The sequence below is a fragment of the Halorussus caseinilyticus genome (assembly GCF_029338395.1).
In the GTDB taxonomy this organism is placed as follows: Archaea; Halobacteriota; Halobacteria; order Halobacteriales; family Haladaptataceae; genus Halorussus; species Halorussus caseinilyticus.
In genome coordinates, this window is the sequence record NZ_CP119809.1 from 3,043,442 (window position 1) to 3,058,713 (window position 15,272).

A 15,272-nucleotide genomic window follows, 5' to 3' on the forward strand; every position below is an offset into this window, starting at 1 on the left:
GTTCCTGCCCGAAAAAGCTCTTGTCTCGGGAGAAGTACGACGATAGTCGAAGCCGAAAACGTCGCCTGACGACTTCAGACGTAGTTTTTCGGCGGTTCCGAAGCACTTAACGGAGTTCCGGGCGGCGTTTTACGTGGTATGACGAAAATCAGCGTGGTCGGCGCGGCCGGAACCGTCGGGGCCGCGGCGGCGTACAACATCGCGCTTCGGGACATCGCGGACGAACTGGTACTCGTAGACATCCCGGACAAGGAGGAGGATACCGTCGGGCAGGCCGCCGACGTGAACCACGGGGCCGCCTACGACTCGAACACCACGGTTCGACAGGGCGGCTACGAGGCGACCGAAGGCTCCGACGTGGTGGTCATCACGGCCGGAATTCCGCGACAACCCGGTCAGACCCGCATCGACCTCGCGGGCGACAACGCGCCCATCATGGAGGACATCGGGTCGTCCATCGCGGAGTACAACGACGACTTCGTGACCGTCACCACCTCGAACCCGGTGGACCTGCTGAACCGCCACCTCTACGAGACGGGCGACCGAGCGCGCGAGAAAGTGGTCGGCTTCGGCGGCCGACTCGACTCCGCGCGCTTCCGCTACGTGCTGAGCCAGCGATTCGACGAACCCGTCCAAAACGTCGAAGCGACGATTCTCGGCGAACACGGCGACGCGCAGGTGCCGGTCTTCTCGAAGGTCCGCGCGAACGGCAAGGACCCCGAGTTCAGCGACGACGAGAAAGAGGAGATTCTCGAAGAACTCCAGACCAGCGCGATGAACGTCATCGAGAAGAAGGGCGCGACCGAGTGGGGTCCCGCCACCGGCGTCGGCCACATGGTCGAAGCTGTGGTCCGAGACACCGGCGAGGTCCTGCCGGGGTCCATCAAACTCGAAGGCGAGTACGGCCACGACGACGTTGCGCTCGGCGTCCCGCTGAAACTCGGCGAGGGCGGCGTCCAAGAGGTCGTGGAGTGGGACCTGACCGAGTTCGAGCGCGAACAACTCGGTGAGGCCGCGGACAAACTGTCCGAGCAGTACGACGAAATCGCGTAGCCGCGCCGAGTACCCGACCCCCGATTTTTTACACATCGGCTATCGAACAAGAGGGACAACTACCGCGTTTCTTGTGCCTTATTTTTGTTGCTTTTAGCAATATGTAGTCAGTTTCAGCGGCGACAGGCGGACCAGTCCACTGAGGCGTGCGCTCGCTGTGACGACCGCCGGAACCGGACGAGCCACGGGTCGAGCGAGCGGACGTATCCCGCAGACGACCGCCGAAAACGACCGGTCGTCACCGACTCCGACCCGACGTAGCGACCCGACAGTTTAAACCAGAAGACGCGCCAAAGGCGGACTAATGACTACGTTCGTCTCCCTCCGGAGGTGGTCGGCGTGACCGTCGAAACCTCCGACATTCCCGACCTGCCGGAGGGCGTCCCCGAACACTTCCGCGAGCAGGGCATCGAAGAGTTGTACCCGCCCCAAGGCGAGGCGGTCGAGGCCGGAGTCGCCGACGGCGAGTCCGTGGTCGCCAGCGTCCCGACCGCTAGCGGGAAGACGCTCGTCGCGGAGTTGGCGATGTTGACGAGCGTCGCCCGCGGCGGGAAGGCACTCTACATCGTCCCCCTGCGAGCGCTCGCCAGCGAGAAAAAGGCGGAGTTCGAGGAGTTCGAGCAGTACGGCATCGACGTGGGCGTCTCGACCGGCAACTACGACAGCGACGGCGACTGGTTGGGCCAGAAGGACATCATCGTCGCCACCAGCGAGAAGGTGGACTCGCTCGTCCGGAACGGCGCGAAGTGGGTGGACGAGTTGACCTGCGTCGTGGCCGACGAAGTTCACCTCGTGGACTCGAAGAACCGCGGCCCGACGCTCGAAGTCACCCTCGCCAAACTCCGAAAGCTGAACGAGAACCTCCAGACCGTCGCGCTCTCAGCGACGGTCGGCAACGCCGACGAGATAGCCGACTGGCTAGACGCGACCCTCGTGGACTCGACGTGGCGACCAATCGACCTCCAGAAGGGGGTGTTGTACGGCCAAGCCCTCCACTTGGACGACGGGTCGAAGAAACAGATTTCGCGGGGCAACGAGAAGGCCACCGCCGCGCTGGTCGAAGACACCCTGGCCGACGAGGGGTCGTCGCTCGTGTTCGTCAACTCCCGGCGGAACGCCGAGGCCGCCGCCAGACGCCTCGGGGACGTGACCCGCGACTACCTCACGCGCGAGGAACAGGCCGAGTTGCGCGACATCGCCGCCGACATCCGGGACGCCAGCGACACCCAGACGAGCGACGACCTCGCCGACGCCGTGGCGAAGGGTGCGGCGTTCCACCACGCGGGTCTCTCCGGCGAAAGCCGCGAACTCGTGGAGGACGCCTTCCGCGACCGACTCGTGAAAGTTATCTCGGCGACCCCGACGCTCGCGGCCGGAGTCAACACGCCTTCCCGCCGGGTCATCGTCCGCGACTGGCGGCGCTACGACGGCGACGTGGGCGGGATGCAACCCCTCGACGTGCTGGAGGTCCACCAGATGTTCGGCCGGGCGGGACGCCCCGGACTCGACCCCTACGGCGAGGCGGTTCTCATCGCCAACAGTCACGACGAGTTGAACGAACTGTTCGACCGCTACGTCTGGGCCGACCCCGAACCCGTCCGGTCGAAACTCGCGGCCGAACCCGCACTCCGGACCCACATCCTCGCCACCGTCGCCTCCGGGTTCGCCGACAGCGAGGACGAACTCGTCTCCTTTCTCGAACGCACCCTGTACGCGACTCAGACCGACGAGACGGGCCGCCTCGAAACCGTGACCCAGAACGTCCTCGACTATCTGGAGCGAAACGAGTTCCTCGAACGCGAGGACGGCGGCCTGCGCGCCACCGGACTCGGCCACCGCGTCTCGCAACTCTACGTGGACCCGATGAGCGCCGCCGAGATTATCGACGGTATCCGGGACGCCGACGACCGACCGACCGCGCTGGGGCTGTACCACCTCGTCTCGCGCACCCCCGACATGTACGAACTCTACCTGCGGTCGGGCGACCGAGAGGAGTACACCGAACTCGCCTACGAGCGCGAAACCGAGTTCCTCGGGTCGATACCCTCGGAGTTCGAGGACCACGCCTTCGAGGACTGGCTCTCGGCGCTCAAGACCGCCCGCCTGCTTGAAGACTGGGCCTCGGAGTTGGACGAAGACGAGATTACCGACCGCTACGGCGTCGGTCCGGGCGACATCCGCGGGAAGGTCGAAACCGCCGAGTGGTTGCTCAACGCGGCCGAACGACTCGCGGGCGAACTCGGTCTCGACTCCGGCCCGGCAATCCGCGAGGCGAAAAAGCGCGTCGAGTACGGCGTCGCAGAGGAACTGCTCGACCTCGCCGGAGTCAGGAACGTCGGCCGCAAGCGCGCCCGGCGACTCTACGAGGCGGGCATCGAGAACCGGGCGGACCTCCGCGAGGCCGACAAGTCGGTCGTTCTCGGTGCGCTCCGTGGCCGACGCAAGACCGCCGAGAGCATCCTCGAAAATGTCGGCCGGAAGGACCCCGACCTGACCGGCGTCGAAGCGGACGGCGAGGCCAGCGCCGAACCCACGAGCGCGGACGACGAAAGCGGCCAGCAGAGCCTCGGTGACTTCGAATGAGTCGGAGGGATTCCGCGTGAGACTCGTCGAAGGCCGCGCCGACATCGCCGACCTCGACGCCTTCCTCGAAGACATCGGAGAAATCGCCGACGAGTTCGACTGCGCGATACAGGCGTTCGACGCCGACTACGTGGTCGGGGAGTCTCACCTCCGGACGGCGGTCGAACGCGCGGACCGCGCGTTCGACCGCGGCGAGAACGTCGCCCGCGAGCGGGCGGTCGAAATCCTGCTGTACGCCGCGGGCCGACGGCAAATCGACCGCGCGCTCCGGATGGGCGTCGGCGAAGGCGAGTCCGACGTGGTGGTCGTCGTCCACTCGCCGACGGGCGACGCCGAGAGCGAACGCGCGGCCGCCGAAGCCGTGAGCGACCTGCTCGCGCCTGCGCCCGCAGAGGCGGGCGCAGACGAGGAGCGGGCGAGAGCGCGCCCGCGGGCGCGCTCTCGCCCGACCGCATCGACCGCGAGGGAGTCCGGGAGTTCTTCGACGTGAGCGAGACCGAACTGGCGGCGACCGACGCCAGCCTCGCGGACCTCGTATGCGAGCGCGTGGCCCTGCTGGACGTGGAGAAGTAAGCCGAAAGAAAGGTCGCCGACGTGTCGCCGTTCCAGCCGCGACTTCCCCGAGGAGTCAGGGAGCAGGCCTACCCTACTGTGACTCCGTGCGGGTCATTCGCCGATACGCGACGTACAGCCCGATACACGCTGTTACCAACTCGACGACAGCTTTCGTCGTCTGTAGGGCGGTCATCGCTTCGACTAAGACCACGGCTGGATAGGACGTGGTTATCGTGATGCCACCGCCGGAAGCGGTGACGTTCGACTGAATATAACACTAAAGTAAAAGTGCGACTATTTAGACTAAGTTAGTTGTCTCTACTTGAGGTTCCTACTCTCTATCGGAGAAATGTCTCTTCGAAGCTTACTGCCAAAAATGCATCAGTTGTGTGCGGTGACACAACGATGCCACGTCCTATCCACTGAAGTATACTGTTCGGCTACTAATAGGCTTTATTCTCCCGAGTCGGGAGTGAAATAACTTAAACCAGCCAGCAGGGTTACGGACTTCACGACCCTATCGAAGGACATGGCCGACGACCCGGACCCCGAGCGCGAACAGCGACACGCCCGCGAGCGCCAGCACGAGCGGACCGAGCGCGTCGAGGACATGTTCGGCGAGGCGGGGCAGATGCTCGGCGAACACAAGTACCCCGTGACCGGCGAGGAACTGGCCGCCGAGTACGCCGACCAACCCCTCGACTTGCAGAACGAGACCGAATCGCTCGGAAGCGTCTTCGACCGACTCGTGGACGAGCGATTCGAGTCGGCCGACGAAGCGCGCGAAGCGGTCTACAACGAGTTGACCGGCGAAGCGGGCGGTCCCGAGGAGTACAACGACCAGCGCGCGGTCGGCAAACTGGACGACGAGACGACCGACGACGCTAACTGAAGGGCCGACGCTCCTCACGGCGAGACGTTCCAGTTGAAACGAAGGGGTTAAATGCGAAGACGGCGGCGGTCCCGAGGAAGGCCTTTAAAACACGGGGGTTCGATTTGGCCGCGTTCTCTCTCGTTTTAGCGTAGGGAACTTCATTCTTTCGGGTCAGCGTCGATAGCGACCGTTCGGCGGGGACGCGGCAGTTTACTTCGTCCAAGTGGTCGAAAAACGAGCGCATAACAAAACCGCCAGACTCCCATCTCGGAGTGAATGACGAGTATCGCAATCGTCGTGTTGGACACCCTCCGGTACGACGCCTTCCGGGACGCGTTCGACTGGTTGGACGGCCGGTGGTTCACCGCGGCGTACTCTACTTCCCACCGGACGATTCCGGCCCACGCCTCGCTGTTGACCGGGCGCTACGCCAGCGAAGTCGGCGTCCACGGGAAATCCCCGTCGCTCGACTGCGACCGACCGGTCCTGACCGAGCGACTTCGAGACGCTGGCTACCGGACTCGGATGTTCACCGGTAATCCCGAAATTTACCGGTACGACGGGTGGGAACGGGGATTCGACCAGCGCGTCGGGCAGGCGAGCCTCGGACTCTCCGACGACGCCTTCGACTGGGCATCGTTCGGGTACGACACCGACCGCGAGGGGCCGTTGCTCTACCTCGATGCGCTTTTGCGCGTCCTGTCGGGCGACTGCGCGACACTCCCCTCGCTTCGGGAGGGGTACCGACTGTTCACCCGGTCGCGGGTCTACGGCGGCGGCGACGGACTCCGCAGGCGAGTCCGGCGGACCGACTTCGGCGACGACGATTTTCTGCTCGCCAACCTCATGACCGCTCACACGCCGTACTACCCGCCTGACAGCGGCGACCCCGTGGTGGTGCTGGCCGCCGACGCGCTCACGGGGTCCGTCGAAAATCCCGACCGTGTTCGGCGGGCGTACCGGGCGGGAGTAGAGCATCTCTCGGACCTCTACCGTGAGGTGTACGCCGACCTCCGCAAATCGTTCGACTACGTGGTGACGCTCTCGGACCACGGCGAACTCCTCGGCGAGCGAGGGATGTGGAACCACTCGCTGGGTCTCGACCCGGAACTCGTGCGGGTTCCGCTGGTCGTCTCCGGCGACGACGTGGAACCGGGCGTCTGCGACGAGGTAGCGAGTCTGCTGGACGTGCATCGAACCGTCGCGGACCTCGCGGGCGTCGAAATCGAATCCCGCGGTCGGAACCTGCTCGAATCGCCCGCCCCAGTCGCTCGACTCGTAGAGTACCACGGACTCGTCCCGTTCCGCGACCGGCAGTTCGAGCGCCGAGGCGTGCCTCGGGCGGAACGCGACCGGTGGGACCGACCGCTCGACGGGTTCGTCGCGCCCGACGGCTTCTACGGTACGAGACCCCGGACGGATTTCGGTCGGTCGGCGACGAGCGCCAATCGGCCAGCGACGAGTCCGAAGGCGACTCCGGAGTCGCCTTCGGACCGGAACGACGACTGGCCGAACTGGTCGCGTCCATCGACCGGCGGGAAGTCGATAGCGAGGACGTTATGGTCGCCGAGGACGTTCGGAACCGCCTCGAAGACCTCGGGTACGCGTGAGCGCGAACTTTAGTCCGCGATTTGTCGAGCTTATGAAACGGTTGCAACGGTGTCCGGGGATTTAACGGGTCGAACGTCTCCGCAGAGGCGTGGTGGTCTACCAGTTGGAATGCGTAGCGTGCGAAGAGTTGCGCGTCGGCAGGGAAACCGACGAGGGGATTCGACCCGTCCGGGACGTGTGCCCCGAATGCGGTTCCTCCGAATACGAGGTCTTAGCCCATGATTCCGAGGACTGACTTGCCGCGAAACGACACTACTCACCACGTATTTCTTTTATGAAACAGGAGTGGGACCGAGACGTTTTGCTAGGGGAACTGGGGACAGTCGATTCGACTGACGGAATCTAATTTGAGGGCGTGACGTTTCATCCAGCCTTCTTCGACGCCCATCTGATACGTCGCTTTACAATATTCTTCGTCCGTCAGTATCTCGTCTCTGCGTAAGCGTTCGAACGCGTAGTTCGGGAGGTCGATACGCGTGTCGAGTGCCGCCCCACCTACATCCTCTTTTAAACGCTGAAAACGCTCGATAGCGTCGAAGTCGAACAGGAGGACGAATTTCACGTCCTCGGGATGATTTCTGAAGATGGTCTCTAGGCTTCGTTCCCCTTGATTCTCTACCCCCGATTCGTACGGTTCGACGAAGCGAACGTCCGGATTCCGATTTTCCCGAAGTAATTGCAGATACTTCTCGCACGCTCTTTTCTGGAAGAAATCGTCGCAACTGCTCTTTTGACGCTTGACTTCTTCGTTACACACGTTCGACGTTTCCATCTGAAGCGTCTGGAAGACGACTGACGCGTAGTTCGTCTTGCAGTACGCGACGAGACTACTTGTATCTACTAAAAGCGGCTTTACCTCACGGCAACTCATCGCCAAGCAGTAATAAAGGCAGTTACAAGTACCTGACTACTTAGAAGAGACCTGACGCAGAACCACCGTCAACGGTACAGTTCGTCGGACTCAACCTCGGGTTCGGGTTGAGAACGAAGTACGTCCTCAACGTTCGAGAGTTGACGAACGTCGTCCCACTCGCTCCCGAAGAATCTACGGGCCTCCTCTTCGGTAATATCGCCCGCACGGAGGGCATCGTACACTTCCGGTTTTGTGTCCGGGAGTTCGGTGGTTTGGGTCATCTATAGTGCACTTATGGCCACACACAGTTATAAAATTTTTCTATTTTTAAACATCTGCCGCGCTATAGGCAACACGGGTCGATAACGAGCGAAGCACGACGGAGCGAAAAACGATTCGGGAGTAGTCCCACCAGGATTCGAACCTGGGTCGAAGCCCCCAGAAGGCTTCAGGATTGGCCACTACCCCATGGGACTCTGCACTCTCCGATACTCGCCGGGGGAATGTAAGCGTTGCGCGTTGGCTCTCGCGTGGCAACTTTTCACACCCTCTCGCGGGGAGTTCGCCGGAAGTGCATAAACCAACACCTATTTGCTCCCGAAGTACGCACGTTCTTGTATGTACATCGGACGATTCGTCGTCGTCGGACCCGAAATCGCGGCGTACCGCGTCTCCTCGCGGTCGTTCCCGAACCGGAAGATTATCGAGCGCGATTCGGCGCTGACCGTCGCGCCGACCGAAGACGCCCCCGAGACGGACAACCCCTACATCTCGTACAACTGCGTCCGGACCGCCGACGCCGCGGCGGTCGTCGGCAACGGGTCGCACGTAGACCCCATCACCGAGAAACTCGAACTCGGCTATCCCGCGCGCGACGCCCTCGCGGAGAGTCTGCTGGCACTCGACTACGAGAAGGACGATTACGACACGCCGCGAATCGCCGGGACCGTCGGCGACGACGGGGCCTACGTCGGCATCGTGCGCAAGGACGCCCTGCTGGTCCGCGAGGTGTCGGAACCGACGCTGGTGGCGACCTACGGGCGAGACGCCCCCGAAGCGTTCGACTTCGCGGCCGAAACCGCAGACGAGGCCGCGGCCGACGCCTACGAACTCGACTTCGAGCATCCGGTCTGCGCCGCCGGGGTCGCGCGGACCGACGACGGGTTCGAGTTCGCCGTCGAGAACCGGAATTAAGTCCGGGGCGTCCCAAGTACGGGGTATGAAAGTCGGCGTTCTCTCCGATATTCACTCGAACCGGGTCGCGTTCGAGGCGGTCTTGGACGACATGCCGGACGTGGACGAACTCGTCTGCGCGGGCGACGTGGTAGGGTACAACCCGTGGCCCGCCGAGTGCGTCGAGATGGTCCGCGAACGCGAGATTCCGACGGTGATGGGCAACCACGACCGGGCGGTAGCCTCGGGCACGGCGTTCCGGTTCAACGCGATGGCGAAAGCGGGCGTCGAACACGCCCGCGAACGCCTGACCGACGACCAGTTGGACTGGCTAGACGGTCTGCCGAACGAACGTCGGTTGTTCGACGGCCGGGTGAAAGTCGTCCACGGCCACCCCGACGACCCCGACCACTACACGATGCCCAGCGAGTTCTCCCCGAGGTTGCTCGGCGACGAGGACGTGTTAGTGATGGGCCACACGCACGTCCAGCACACCGAACGGTACGCCGAGGGCGTCGTGATGAACCCCGGAAGCGTGGGCCAACCCCGCGACGGCGACCCGCAGGCGGCCTACGCGGTTCTCGACGTGGACGACCTGACGGTCGAAGAGCGCCGCGTGGCGTACGACATCAACGCCGTCCAATCGGAAGTCGAGGCGGTCGGACTCCCGACCAGAATCGGGGCGCGACTCGAAGACGGGAAGTGAAGTCGAGGGCAGAAAGAAACAAAAACATTTCTAAAAGCAATATTTTGTTGTCTCAGATGCAGGTATAGTAGTTCGGAACCGTCGGGACCCCGAAAAAGGCGCGACCCGGAACTCCGTCACTGCTTTGAGGTCGCCCGCCAAAGCCCGAACCATGCGAATCGAGTTCGACCGCGACACCTGCACCGGGATGTTCCAGTGTACCGCCGAGTGGGACGCCTTCGAGGAGAACCGCGACGACGGCAAGGCCGACCTCGTGGACGCCGAGGAGGAAGACGACGACGTGTTCGTGCGCGAGGTGCCCGAGGACGCCGAGTTCGACGCGAAGATGGCCGCGCGGGTCTGCCCGGTGGACGCCATCAGGGTCTACGACGACGACGGCGAGCAACTCGTCCCCTGAGTTCGCTCTGGCGTCGCTCAGCGACGCCAGAGCGTATCAGTAGTTCCAGACGAAACGGAGGGGTTCGCGGGAGCGAAAGCGGTGGTCGCGGGACGGAATCGGGTACAAAAACGGTCGTGCGGGCCGAAGGAAAGTCCGCGAATCGAACTGCGGTGGTGTTACTCGGTCGTAGACTCCTCGACGCTCTCGCCGTCGTCAGCGTCGGGATATAGCTGTTCCTCCCAGCCGGGTTCTGTGTATGTCCCCCAGTTCATTTGACAACACCAGTTCGTTCGCCGTAGAGGCCTAAAATCGTTTCGCAGACCGCAAAATCATCGTGTGAGACATTCACGCAAACGTCTTCTCGGCCCACTTCACCGCGTACTCCGGGCCGTGGCTCCGGTAGGCTTCGGTGTCGAGCGCCGCGAACGGCGCGGGGAGTTTCAGACCGTGTTTCACCGCGGCGCAGGCGAACTCCGCGGCGTCCGCGAAGTCGGTCTCGTCGCGCGCCATCGACGCCGGAAGCCCCTCCAGACGCGGTTCGATGCGCTCGCCAGCGTCCTGCCACGCCGCGAACAGGCGCGGGTGGTCGTCGTCCCACCCGGCGAACACCTCGCGGGTGTGGAGTCCGAGGTAAGCGTCGTAGAGCGCCGCCGCGATTTGATAGACGCTCCCGCCGTCGAACGGGAGCGCGGCGTCTAGCGCGAGGTACTGGTCCTCGAAGAATCCGAGGAAGTGTTCGGGGAGTCCGGTGCCGATTTCGACCAGCGCCTCGGCTATCAGGAAGTCCACGAAGTCGTCGGGCGACCCCTGCACGCGGGCCTTCACGAACGCGACCGGCGGGTCGGTCTGGCGCGTCCACGCCACGCTCCCGTCGCCGGGCATCCCAACGGTGAAGTCCGTCGAGGCGAACCGCCGGAGGAGTTCCGGCGCGTCCTCGGGTAGCCACTCTTCGGGGTAGGTGAGGGGGTCGAGGGCGTCCACGAGCAAGCCGAGGTCCTCCGCTCGCTCGGGTGCCAGCGTCTCGAAGTCCGACCCCGAGTCGAGGACCAGCGCCTCGGGAGCGTGAGACTCGCGGACCGCCGCGACCTCTTCGGACGGCGACCGTTCTTCGAACATCAGGCGGCGAGCCAGAGGTTCGCCAGCAGTGCGACCGACAGAACCGTGACGATACCGACCGTTGCGACGACGATTTTGGTTGCCTTGCTCATGTTCGGTCGTTCGGGCGCGAGCGTTTAAAACTGTCAGGTTTGGGTCGGCGGATTCGGTCCGAGCGTCGTCCGTCTCGGACGACGCTCGGGATGGAGGTCGGTCGGGCAGAGGACGGCCGGACAGAGGGCGGTCGGGCGTCGTCCGCCGGGTCAGTCCGCCTCGGTCCCGGCCCCGATGTCGGACTCGCGGGCGATTCGTTTCCACTCGCCGGTCCAGAACCTGAAGACGTTGACCCCCGCCCGGAGGTACATGTCGCCGAGGATGGAGACGTAGATTGCGGCCAGTCCCCACCCGAGTCCCGGCGCGAACTGCCAGTCGGCGACCGAGAAGAGGACGACGCCGGGCGCGACGGCGAGGAGTGACACCGGGAGTTTGAAGAGGTACGTCCCGGCGAACGCACCGTAGAAGGGCCATCGCGTGTCGCCAGCACCCCGAAGTCCTCCGCGCATCGTCCGCGAGACGCTGAACGCCGCGACACCCAGACCGAACACGCGGACGAAGGTGACGGTCATCTCGACGTGTTCGGTCCCGAACGACACCGCGACGGGCCGGGCCGCCGCGACCAGCGCCGCGCCGATGAGCAGTTGGGTCACGAGCGCGATGCGGAGCGTCTGCCACCCGTACTCGGTGGCTTCGTCGTCTTCGCCCGCACCGATTGACTGGCCGACCAGCGTCGAGGAAGCCGTCGAGTAGCCCCACGCGGGCATCAGCGCGAGCAACATGACCCGCCGACCGATGGCGTAGGCCGCGACGACCGGTGTTCCCAGCGTCGTCAGGACCAGCAGGAAGGGGAACCGCCCGAGCGTCCGCGAGAGGCGGGTCCCCGCCAGCGGCGCACCGACCCGGACGATTTCGCCCGCAATCGACCAGTCCCACTGCTTGCCTCCGAGTCGAAGTCGAACCGAGTAGCGACCCGAGAGAAGCGCCACCGTGAAGATGACCGCCGCGAGGACGTTGGCGATGGCGGTTCCCCACGCCGCGCCCGCGACCCCCAACTCGGGGAACGGCCCGACGCCGAAGATGAGGACCGCGTTCAGGAAGATGTTGGTCGGGAGCGTGAGCAGGCGGACGTACATCGGAGTCCGGGTATCGCCGACGCCCGCGAGCGCACGGGCCGCAATCATGCTCCAGAACCGGAACGACACCGAGAGCATGATGATGCGGAGGTAGATTGCACCGAGTTCGATGGTCCGAGCGTCGTCGGTCAGCACGTCTATCATCGGTTCCGCGTACGCCCACGTCGCCGCGGTCATGGGAACCGCGAGCAGGAGCGCCAACCAGAGCGACTGCTTGATGGCGAAGTTGGCCTTCGCTCGCTCGCCCGCGCCCTCGAACCGCGAGACGACGCTGATGGTGCCGCTCGTTAGCGCCAGCGAGAGACCGAACGGGATGAAGAAGTACTGAAAGCCGAGTTCGAGCGCCGCGACCGCCTCGTCGCCGAGCGCCCGCCCGACCATGAAGAAGTCGGCCACGCGAAGGAGCGTCCGCATCCCGCCAGTGACCATCACCGGGACCGCGAGGTCGAACGCCTCTTCGCCCTTCTCGCGGTCCAACAGGCCGAGGCGAGCCAACGCCACCGGAAAGAGAAACGCGACACTCTGCGCTCGGCGCTTGGCGTCGTCGAGCATCGGATACGGGAATTTGTGAGGCCGGGGGTAAACAGTTTTGTCAAGACCGCGTGGATTTCCGGGGCTTCGAGGTGGAGGAGTGTGGCCGAGGTCAGCGCTCGGTCGAGTCCCACGCGTCGGGAACCTCGATGACGTACTTGCCGTCCTCCTTCAGCGAGATGATGTACTCCTCGCGCTCGTACAGTTCCATCAGGTTGAGTTCGTACTGGCCGGGTTCGACGATTCTGATGCTCTCGAACTGGCTGTTGAGTTCCTCGCGGAGTTCCTTCAGACCGGGGTTCTCGTCGTCGGGCGACTCTACGACTTCGGCTTCCGAATCCGAGTCGGCGGTGGGTCCGGCCACTTCCTCCGGCGGTTCGTCCGGAAGTTCCGACTCGTCGACTACGTTGCGCCGAGCGTTCGCCTGCGCAGAGTCCTCGGCGACCGGAGCAGAATCGTCGGTGACCGGAGAAGAGTCTTGGCCGTCGGTAGCCGGAGCGGAGTCGTCGGTGGCCGAGGCAGGACTCGCGTCGGCGTCGTCGCGCGTACTCACCCAGTCACGGACCGTCGCCGCCGCTCTGTTCACTGCACTGCCGCCGTCGTCGCCCCCCGTTTCGGGTGCGGTGGCGATTTCGGATGCGTCGCCGACAGTGGACCCGGTATTCTCGGGCGTCTTCTTCCGTGCGGTCGCGGCAGACGCTCTCCCGCCGGTTTCACCAGCGTTCCCATCTGCGGCTCCCGCGGGGTCGAACTGGAACTTGTTCCCGCCACAGTCGGGACAGCCCGAGAGCATCTCCTTGGAACCGTCCTCGAACGACCGGCCGCAGGTGGTACACTGGTGGGGCATTATTTACGTGAGACGAGGGCGCTGATGAGGTTCTCGTCCTTGTGGAGCGTCTCGATTTGGTTCGCCGGGCCGATGACCGTAAGCTTGTGCGTGGACTCCTTGCCCATCAACCGGTCGAGGAAGCTCTGGTCTGCAGTTTCGGACCGGGGGTAAGTCTCTATCTCGATACCGTTGAACTCGTCGGGACTGATTTCGGTCATCGTCACCTCGATGAGTTTGCTCTCCTCGTCCGGCGAGAGACCGGTTTCGAGGATGACGATATTGCCGTCGCGAACCCCGTCGAGAATCATCCGAATCTTCTCCATCGACGCCATCTCCGCCATGCGGTCGGCACCGATGAGGTCGATTTGGACGCCGTCGTTCGGGCCATCCCCTGTCACTTCCGGCATGGTATCACCCGAAGTACTCCGCGATTTTGTCGTACACTTCGTCCATGTTCTCGCCTTCGAGTGCCGAGAGCGGGATGGTCTCGTGCTGTGGGAAGGCGTTTCGGATGCGCTGGACGCTCGAATCTTCGAGGTCGGTCTTGTTGGCGAGGATGAGGACGGGGAGGTCTTGGCTCTCGATGATACCGATGAGCATCGTGTTGACCTGCGTGAACGGGTCAGTCGTGCTGTCGAGAACGTAGATTACGCCGTCTACGTCCTCCCGGAGCCAGTGCATCGCCTCCGCGACGCCTTCGGTCGCTTCGCGGGAGCGCCGCACGGCGTCCTCTTTGTCCATGTCGTGGTCGATGAACTCCTCGTAATCGACTTTGGTCGTGACGCCCGGCGTGTCCACGATGTCGATTGACACCGTCTTGCCGTCGCGCTCGATTTCGACGTTCTCTTTTCGACGTGCCCGACGGGTTTCGTGTGGAATGTGACTCTCCGGGCCGACTGCGTCGCCGGTCCAGTCGCGGGCGATACGATTAGCGAGAGTCGTCTTTCCGGCATTTGGCGGGCCGTAGATACCGATACGCTTCGGCTCCTGCGCGGAGAAGAGCTTGTCCGTAACGCGGGAAATGCTGTCTTTCAGGTCCGTAAACAATCCCATCCTTTCCTCCCAGACCCCACTATCGGCGAGTGAAACCGTCACGGGGGCTGTTGCGCGAATAACTATATCCTACCTACTTAAACCTATGTCAGACACGACTCGGGAAAAATGACTTATTTTCTTTTATGAAACAAAATCATTTCACGACACGAGTTCGCTTGGATTCTCGACTTTCGGCCGGAGCGAGAAGATAGCGACCGATTAGAGAACGGGCGTAATTGTAGGAATAATGAAATAGGTGCGGTGTTGAGCGATTGAGGCGGCGTCAGACGATTGTGCAGGGTCAGGCTGGTCGTGGTCGTAGAGAGCAAAGAGGACCGTGGACGGAGCGTTTCGAGTCGAACCGGAGCAAAGGGAAGAATCAAAAGTGAGGGGTAGTAGAGACGTATCGGACGAGTAACGGGACTGATTCCAGTTGAAACAGGGGGGTGTATTCTCTCGAAGGCGGATAGGAACTGGCCGACGACTGGACGAAGACGGTACCGAGACGGTCGAAATCTGGAAAGGAAGGACGAGTCGAAAACAGATGTCGGAAAGTAGAGTCGGAAGGTAGGGTCGGAAGGTAGAGTCGAACAGTGAGCGAGAGGATAGTAGAATCGTAGACGATGGGGACTCGTAGACGACAGTAGACGTGTCAGTTGCTCGTTCCCCCTCCCCCACCCCTTCGTTTCGGGTGGAGAATGTGGAGAAGGACCCCCCGGTGGGTGGCGGAGGTTGTTTCCGCGGGAAAATAACCGCTCAATAACCAAATATACTGTATTTGGCTAGTTTGCGGATACCGTTTCTT

14 protein-coding genes, 1 tRNA gene and 1 pseudogene are annotated in these 15,272 nt (G+C 63.3%); 8 read left to right on the forward strand and 8 right to left on the reverse strand.

The features are described 5' to 3' along the window. Window positions 1–138 precede the first annotated feature (138 nt). The 5 genes and pseudogenes from mdh to P2T60_RS15420 all read left to right on the forward strand — a co-directional run bounded on the left by mdh (window position 139) and on the right by P2T60_RS15420 (window position 6,688). Window positions 139–1,053: a malate dehydrogenase gene (mdh, locus tag P2T60_RS15400; protein WP_276280125.1), complete on the forward strand. Its 915-nt coding sequence runs from the start codon at window positions 139–141 to the stop codon at window positions 1,051–1,053. Window positions 1,054–1,392: 339 nt separating this feature from the next. After that, window positions 1,393–3,636 carry an ATP-dependent DNA helicase gene (locus P2T60_RS15405; protein ID WP_276280126.1) on the forward strand — a complete coding sequence of 748 codons (2,244 nt, stop codon included), beginning with the start codon at window positions 1,393–1,395 and terminating at the stop codon, window positions 3,634–3,636. Between the two features lie 16 nt (window positions 3,637–3,652). Next, a pseudogene (cgi121, locus tag P2T60_RS15410) lies at window positions 3,653–4,209 on the forward strand (KEOPS complex subunit Cgi121). Between the two features lie 511 nt (window positions 4,210–4,720). Next, the gene (locus P2T60_RS15415) at window positions 4,721–5,083 is read left to right on the forward strand and encodes a DUF5789 family protein (protein ID WP_276280127.1); all 363 of its coding nucleotides are present in this window, start codon (window positions 4,721–4,723) and stop codon (window positions 5,081–5,083) included. Between the two features lie 258 nt (window positions 5,084–5,341). Next, window positions 5,342–6,688, forward strand: coding sequence for a sulfatase-like hydrolase/transferase (locus P2T60_RS15420; RefSeq protein ID WP_276280128.1), 1,347 nt, complete (start codon window positions 5,342–5,344; stop codon window positions 6,686–6,688). Window positions 6,689–6,980: 292 nt separating this feature from the next. Here P2T60_RS15420 and P2T60_RS15425 read toward each other — a convergent pair whose 3' ends face one another. The 3 genes from P2T60_RS15425 to P2T60_RS15435 all read right to left on the reverse strand — a co-directional run bounded on the left by P2T60_RS15425 (window position 6,981) and on the right by P2T60_RS15435 (window position 8,005). Beyond that, on the reverse strand, window positions 6,981–7,547 hold the full coding sequence (locus tag P2T60_RS15425) for a hypothetical protein (RefSeq protein WP_474201128.1): 567 nt from the start codon (window positions 7,545–7,547) through the stop codon (window positions 6,981–6,983). 68 nt (window positions 7,548–7,615) lie between these two features. After that, a complete protein-coding gene (locus P2T60_RS15430) occupies window positions 7,616–7,810 on the reverse strand; it encodes a hypothetical protein (RefSeq protein ID WP_276280130.1) in 195 nt (64 codons plus the stop codon). 122 nt (window positions 7,811–7,932) lie between these two features. Continuing rightward, window positions 7,933–8,005: transfer RNA gene (locus P2T60_RS15435), tRNA-Gln, on the reverse strand. 142 nt (window positions 8,006–8,147) lie between these two features. Here P2T60_RS15435 and P2T60_RS15440 point away from each other — a divergent pair. From P2T60_RS15440 to P2T60_RS15450, 3 genes are all read left to right on the forward strand, one after another. Further along, on the forward strand, window positions 8,148–8,723 hold the full coding sequence (locus tag P2T60_RS15440; protein ID WP_276280131.1) for an IMP cyclohydrolase: 576 nt from the start codon (window positions 8,148–8,150) through the stop codon (window positions 8,721–8,723). A 25-nt stretch (window positions 8,724–8,748) separates the two neighbouring features. Continuing rightward, the gene (locus tag P2T60_RS15445; RefSeq protein WP_276280132.1) at window positions 8,749–9,408 is read left to right on the forward strand and encodes a metallophosphoesterase family protein; all 660 of its coding nucleotides are present in this window, start codon (window positions 8,749–8,751) and stop codon (window positions 9,406–9,408) included. Between the two features lie 151 nt (window positions 9,409–9,559). Further along, window positions 9,560–9,805: a ferredoxin gene (locus P2T60_RS15450; protein WP_276280133.1), complete on the forward strand. Its 246-nt coding sequence runs from the start codon at window positions 9,560–9,562 to the stop codon at window positions 9,803–9,805. Between the two features lie 327 nt (window positions 9,806–10,132). On the opposite strand, the gene P2T60_RS15455 is transcribed toward P2T60_RS15450, so the two are convergent. The 5 genes from P2T60_RS15455 to P2T60_RS15475 all read right to left on the reverse strand — a co-directional run bounded on the left by P2T60_RS15455 (window position 10,133) and on the right by P2T60_RS15475 (window position 14,485). Beyond that, complete coding sequence (locus P2T60_RS15455; RefSeq protein WP_276280134.1) at window positions 10,133–10,903, reverse strand: DUF7089 family protein; 771 nt, start codon at window positions 10,901–10,903, stop codon at window positions 10,133–10,135. A gap of 242 nt (window positions 10,904–11,145) precedes the next feature. Then, window positions 11,146–12,624 (reverse strand): MATE family efflux transporter, encoded by a 1,479-nt coding sequence (locus tag P2T60_RS15460; RefSeq protein ID WP_276280135.1) that lies wholly within the window; start codon window positions 12,622–12,624, stop codon window positions 11,146–11,148. A 91-nt stretch (window positions 12,625–12,715) separates the two neighbouring features. After that, complete coding sequence (locus P2T60_RS15465; RefSeq protein ID WP_276280136.1) at window positions 12,716–13,450, reverse strand: Zn-ribbon domain-containing protein; 735 nt, start codon at window positions 13,448–13,450, stop codon at window positions 12,716–12,718. Further along, entirely contained in the window at window positions 13,450–13,839 is a 390-nt protein-coding gene (locus tag P2T60_RS15470) for a DUF2073 domain-containing protein (protein ID WP_276280137.1), read from the reverse strand. The genes P2T60_RS15465 and P2T60_RS15470 overlap by 1 nt, the downstream gene beginning before the upstream one ends. A gap of 4 nt (window positions 13,840–13,843) precedes the next feature. Further along, complete coding sequence (locus P2T60_RS15475) at window positions 13,844–14,485, reverse strand: Era-like GTP-binding protein (RefSeq protein ID WP_276280138.1); 642 nt, start codon at window positions 14,483–14,485, stop codon at window positions 13,844–13,846. Window positions 14,486–15,272: the final 787 nt, after the last annotated feature.

Coding starts and splice junctions, on each gene's coding strand:
- P2T60_RS15440 (WP_276280131.1), top strand. CDS start 8,148: ATGTACATCGGACGATTCGTCGTCGTCGGACCCGAAATCGCGGCGTAC.
- P2T60_RS15425 (WP_474201128.1), bottom strand. CDS start 7,547: ATGAGTTGCCGTGAGGTAAAGCCGCTTTTAGTAGATACAAGTAGTCTC.
- P2T60_RS15470 (WP_276280137.1), bottom strand. CDS start 13,839: ATGCCGGAAGTGACAGGGGATGGCCCGAACGACGGCGTCCAAATCGAC.
- P2T60_RS15475 (WP_276280138.1), bottom strand. CDS start 14,485: ATGGGATTGTTTACGGACCTGAAAGACAGCATTTCCCGCGTTACGGAC.
- P2T60_RS15450 (WP_276280133.1), top strand. CDS start 9,560: ATGCGAATCGAGTTCGACCGCGACACCTGCACCGGGATGTTCCAGTGT.
- P2T60_RS15460 (WP_276280135.1), bottom strand. CDS start 12,624: ATGCTCGACGACGCCAAGCGCCGAGCGCAGAGTGTCGCGTTTCTCTTT.
- P2T60_RS15465 (WP_276280136.1), bottom strand. CDS start 13,450: ATGCCCCACCAGTGTACCACCTGCGGCCGGTCGTTCGAGGACGGTTCC.
- P2T60_RS15415 (WP_276280127.1), top strand. CDS start 4,721: ATGGCCGACGACCCGGACCCCGAGCGCGAACAGCGACACGCCCGCGAG.
- P2T60_RS15430 (WP_276280130.1), bottom strand. CDS start 7,810: ATGACCCAAACCACCGAACTCCCGGACACAAAACCGGAAGTGTACGAT.
- mdh (WP_276280125.1), top strand. CDS start 139: ATGACGAAAATCAGCGTGGTCGGCGCGGCCGGAACCGTCGGGGCCGCG.
- P2T60_RS15445 (WP_276280132.1), top strand. CDS start 8,749: ATGAAAGTCGGCGTTCTCTCCGATATTCACTCGAACCGGGTCGCGTTC.
- P2T60_RS15455 (WP_276280134.1), bottom strand. CDS start 10,903: ATGTTCGAAGAACGGTCGCCGTCCGAAGAGGTCGCGGCGGTCCGCGAG.
- P2T60_RS15420 (WP_276280128.1), top strand. CDS start 5,342: ATGACGAGTATCGCAATCGTCGTGTTGGACACCCTCCGGTACGACGCC.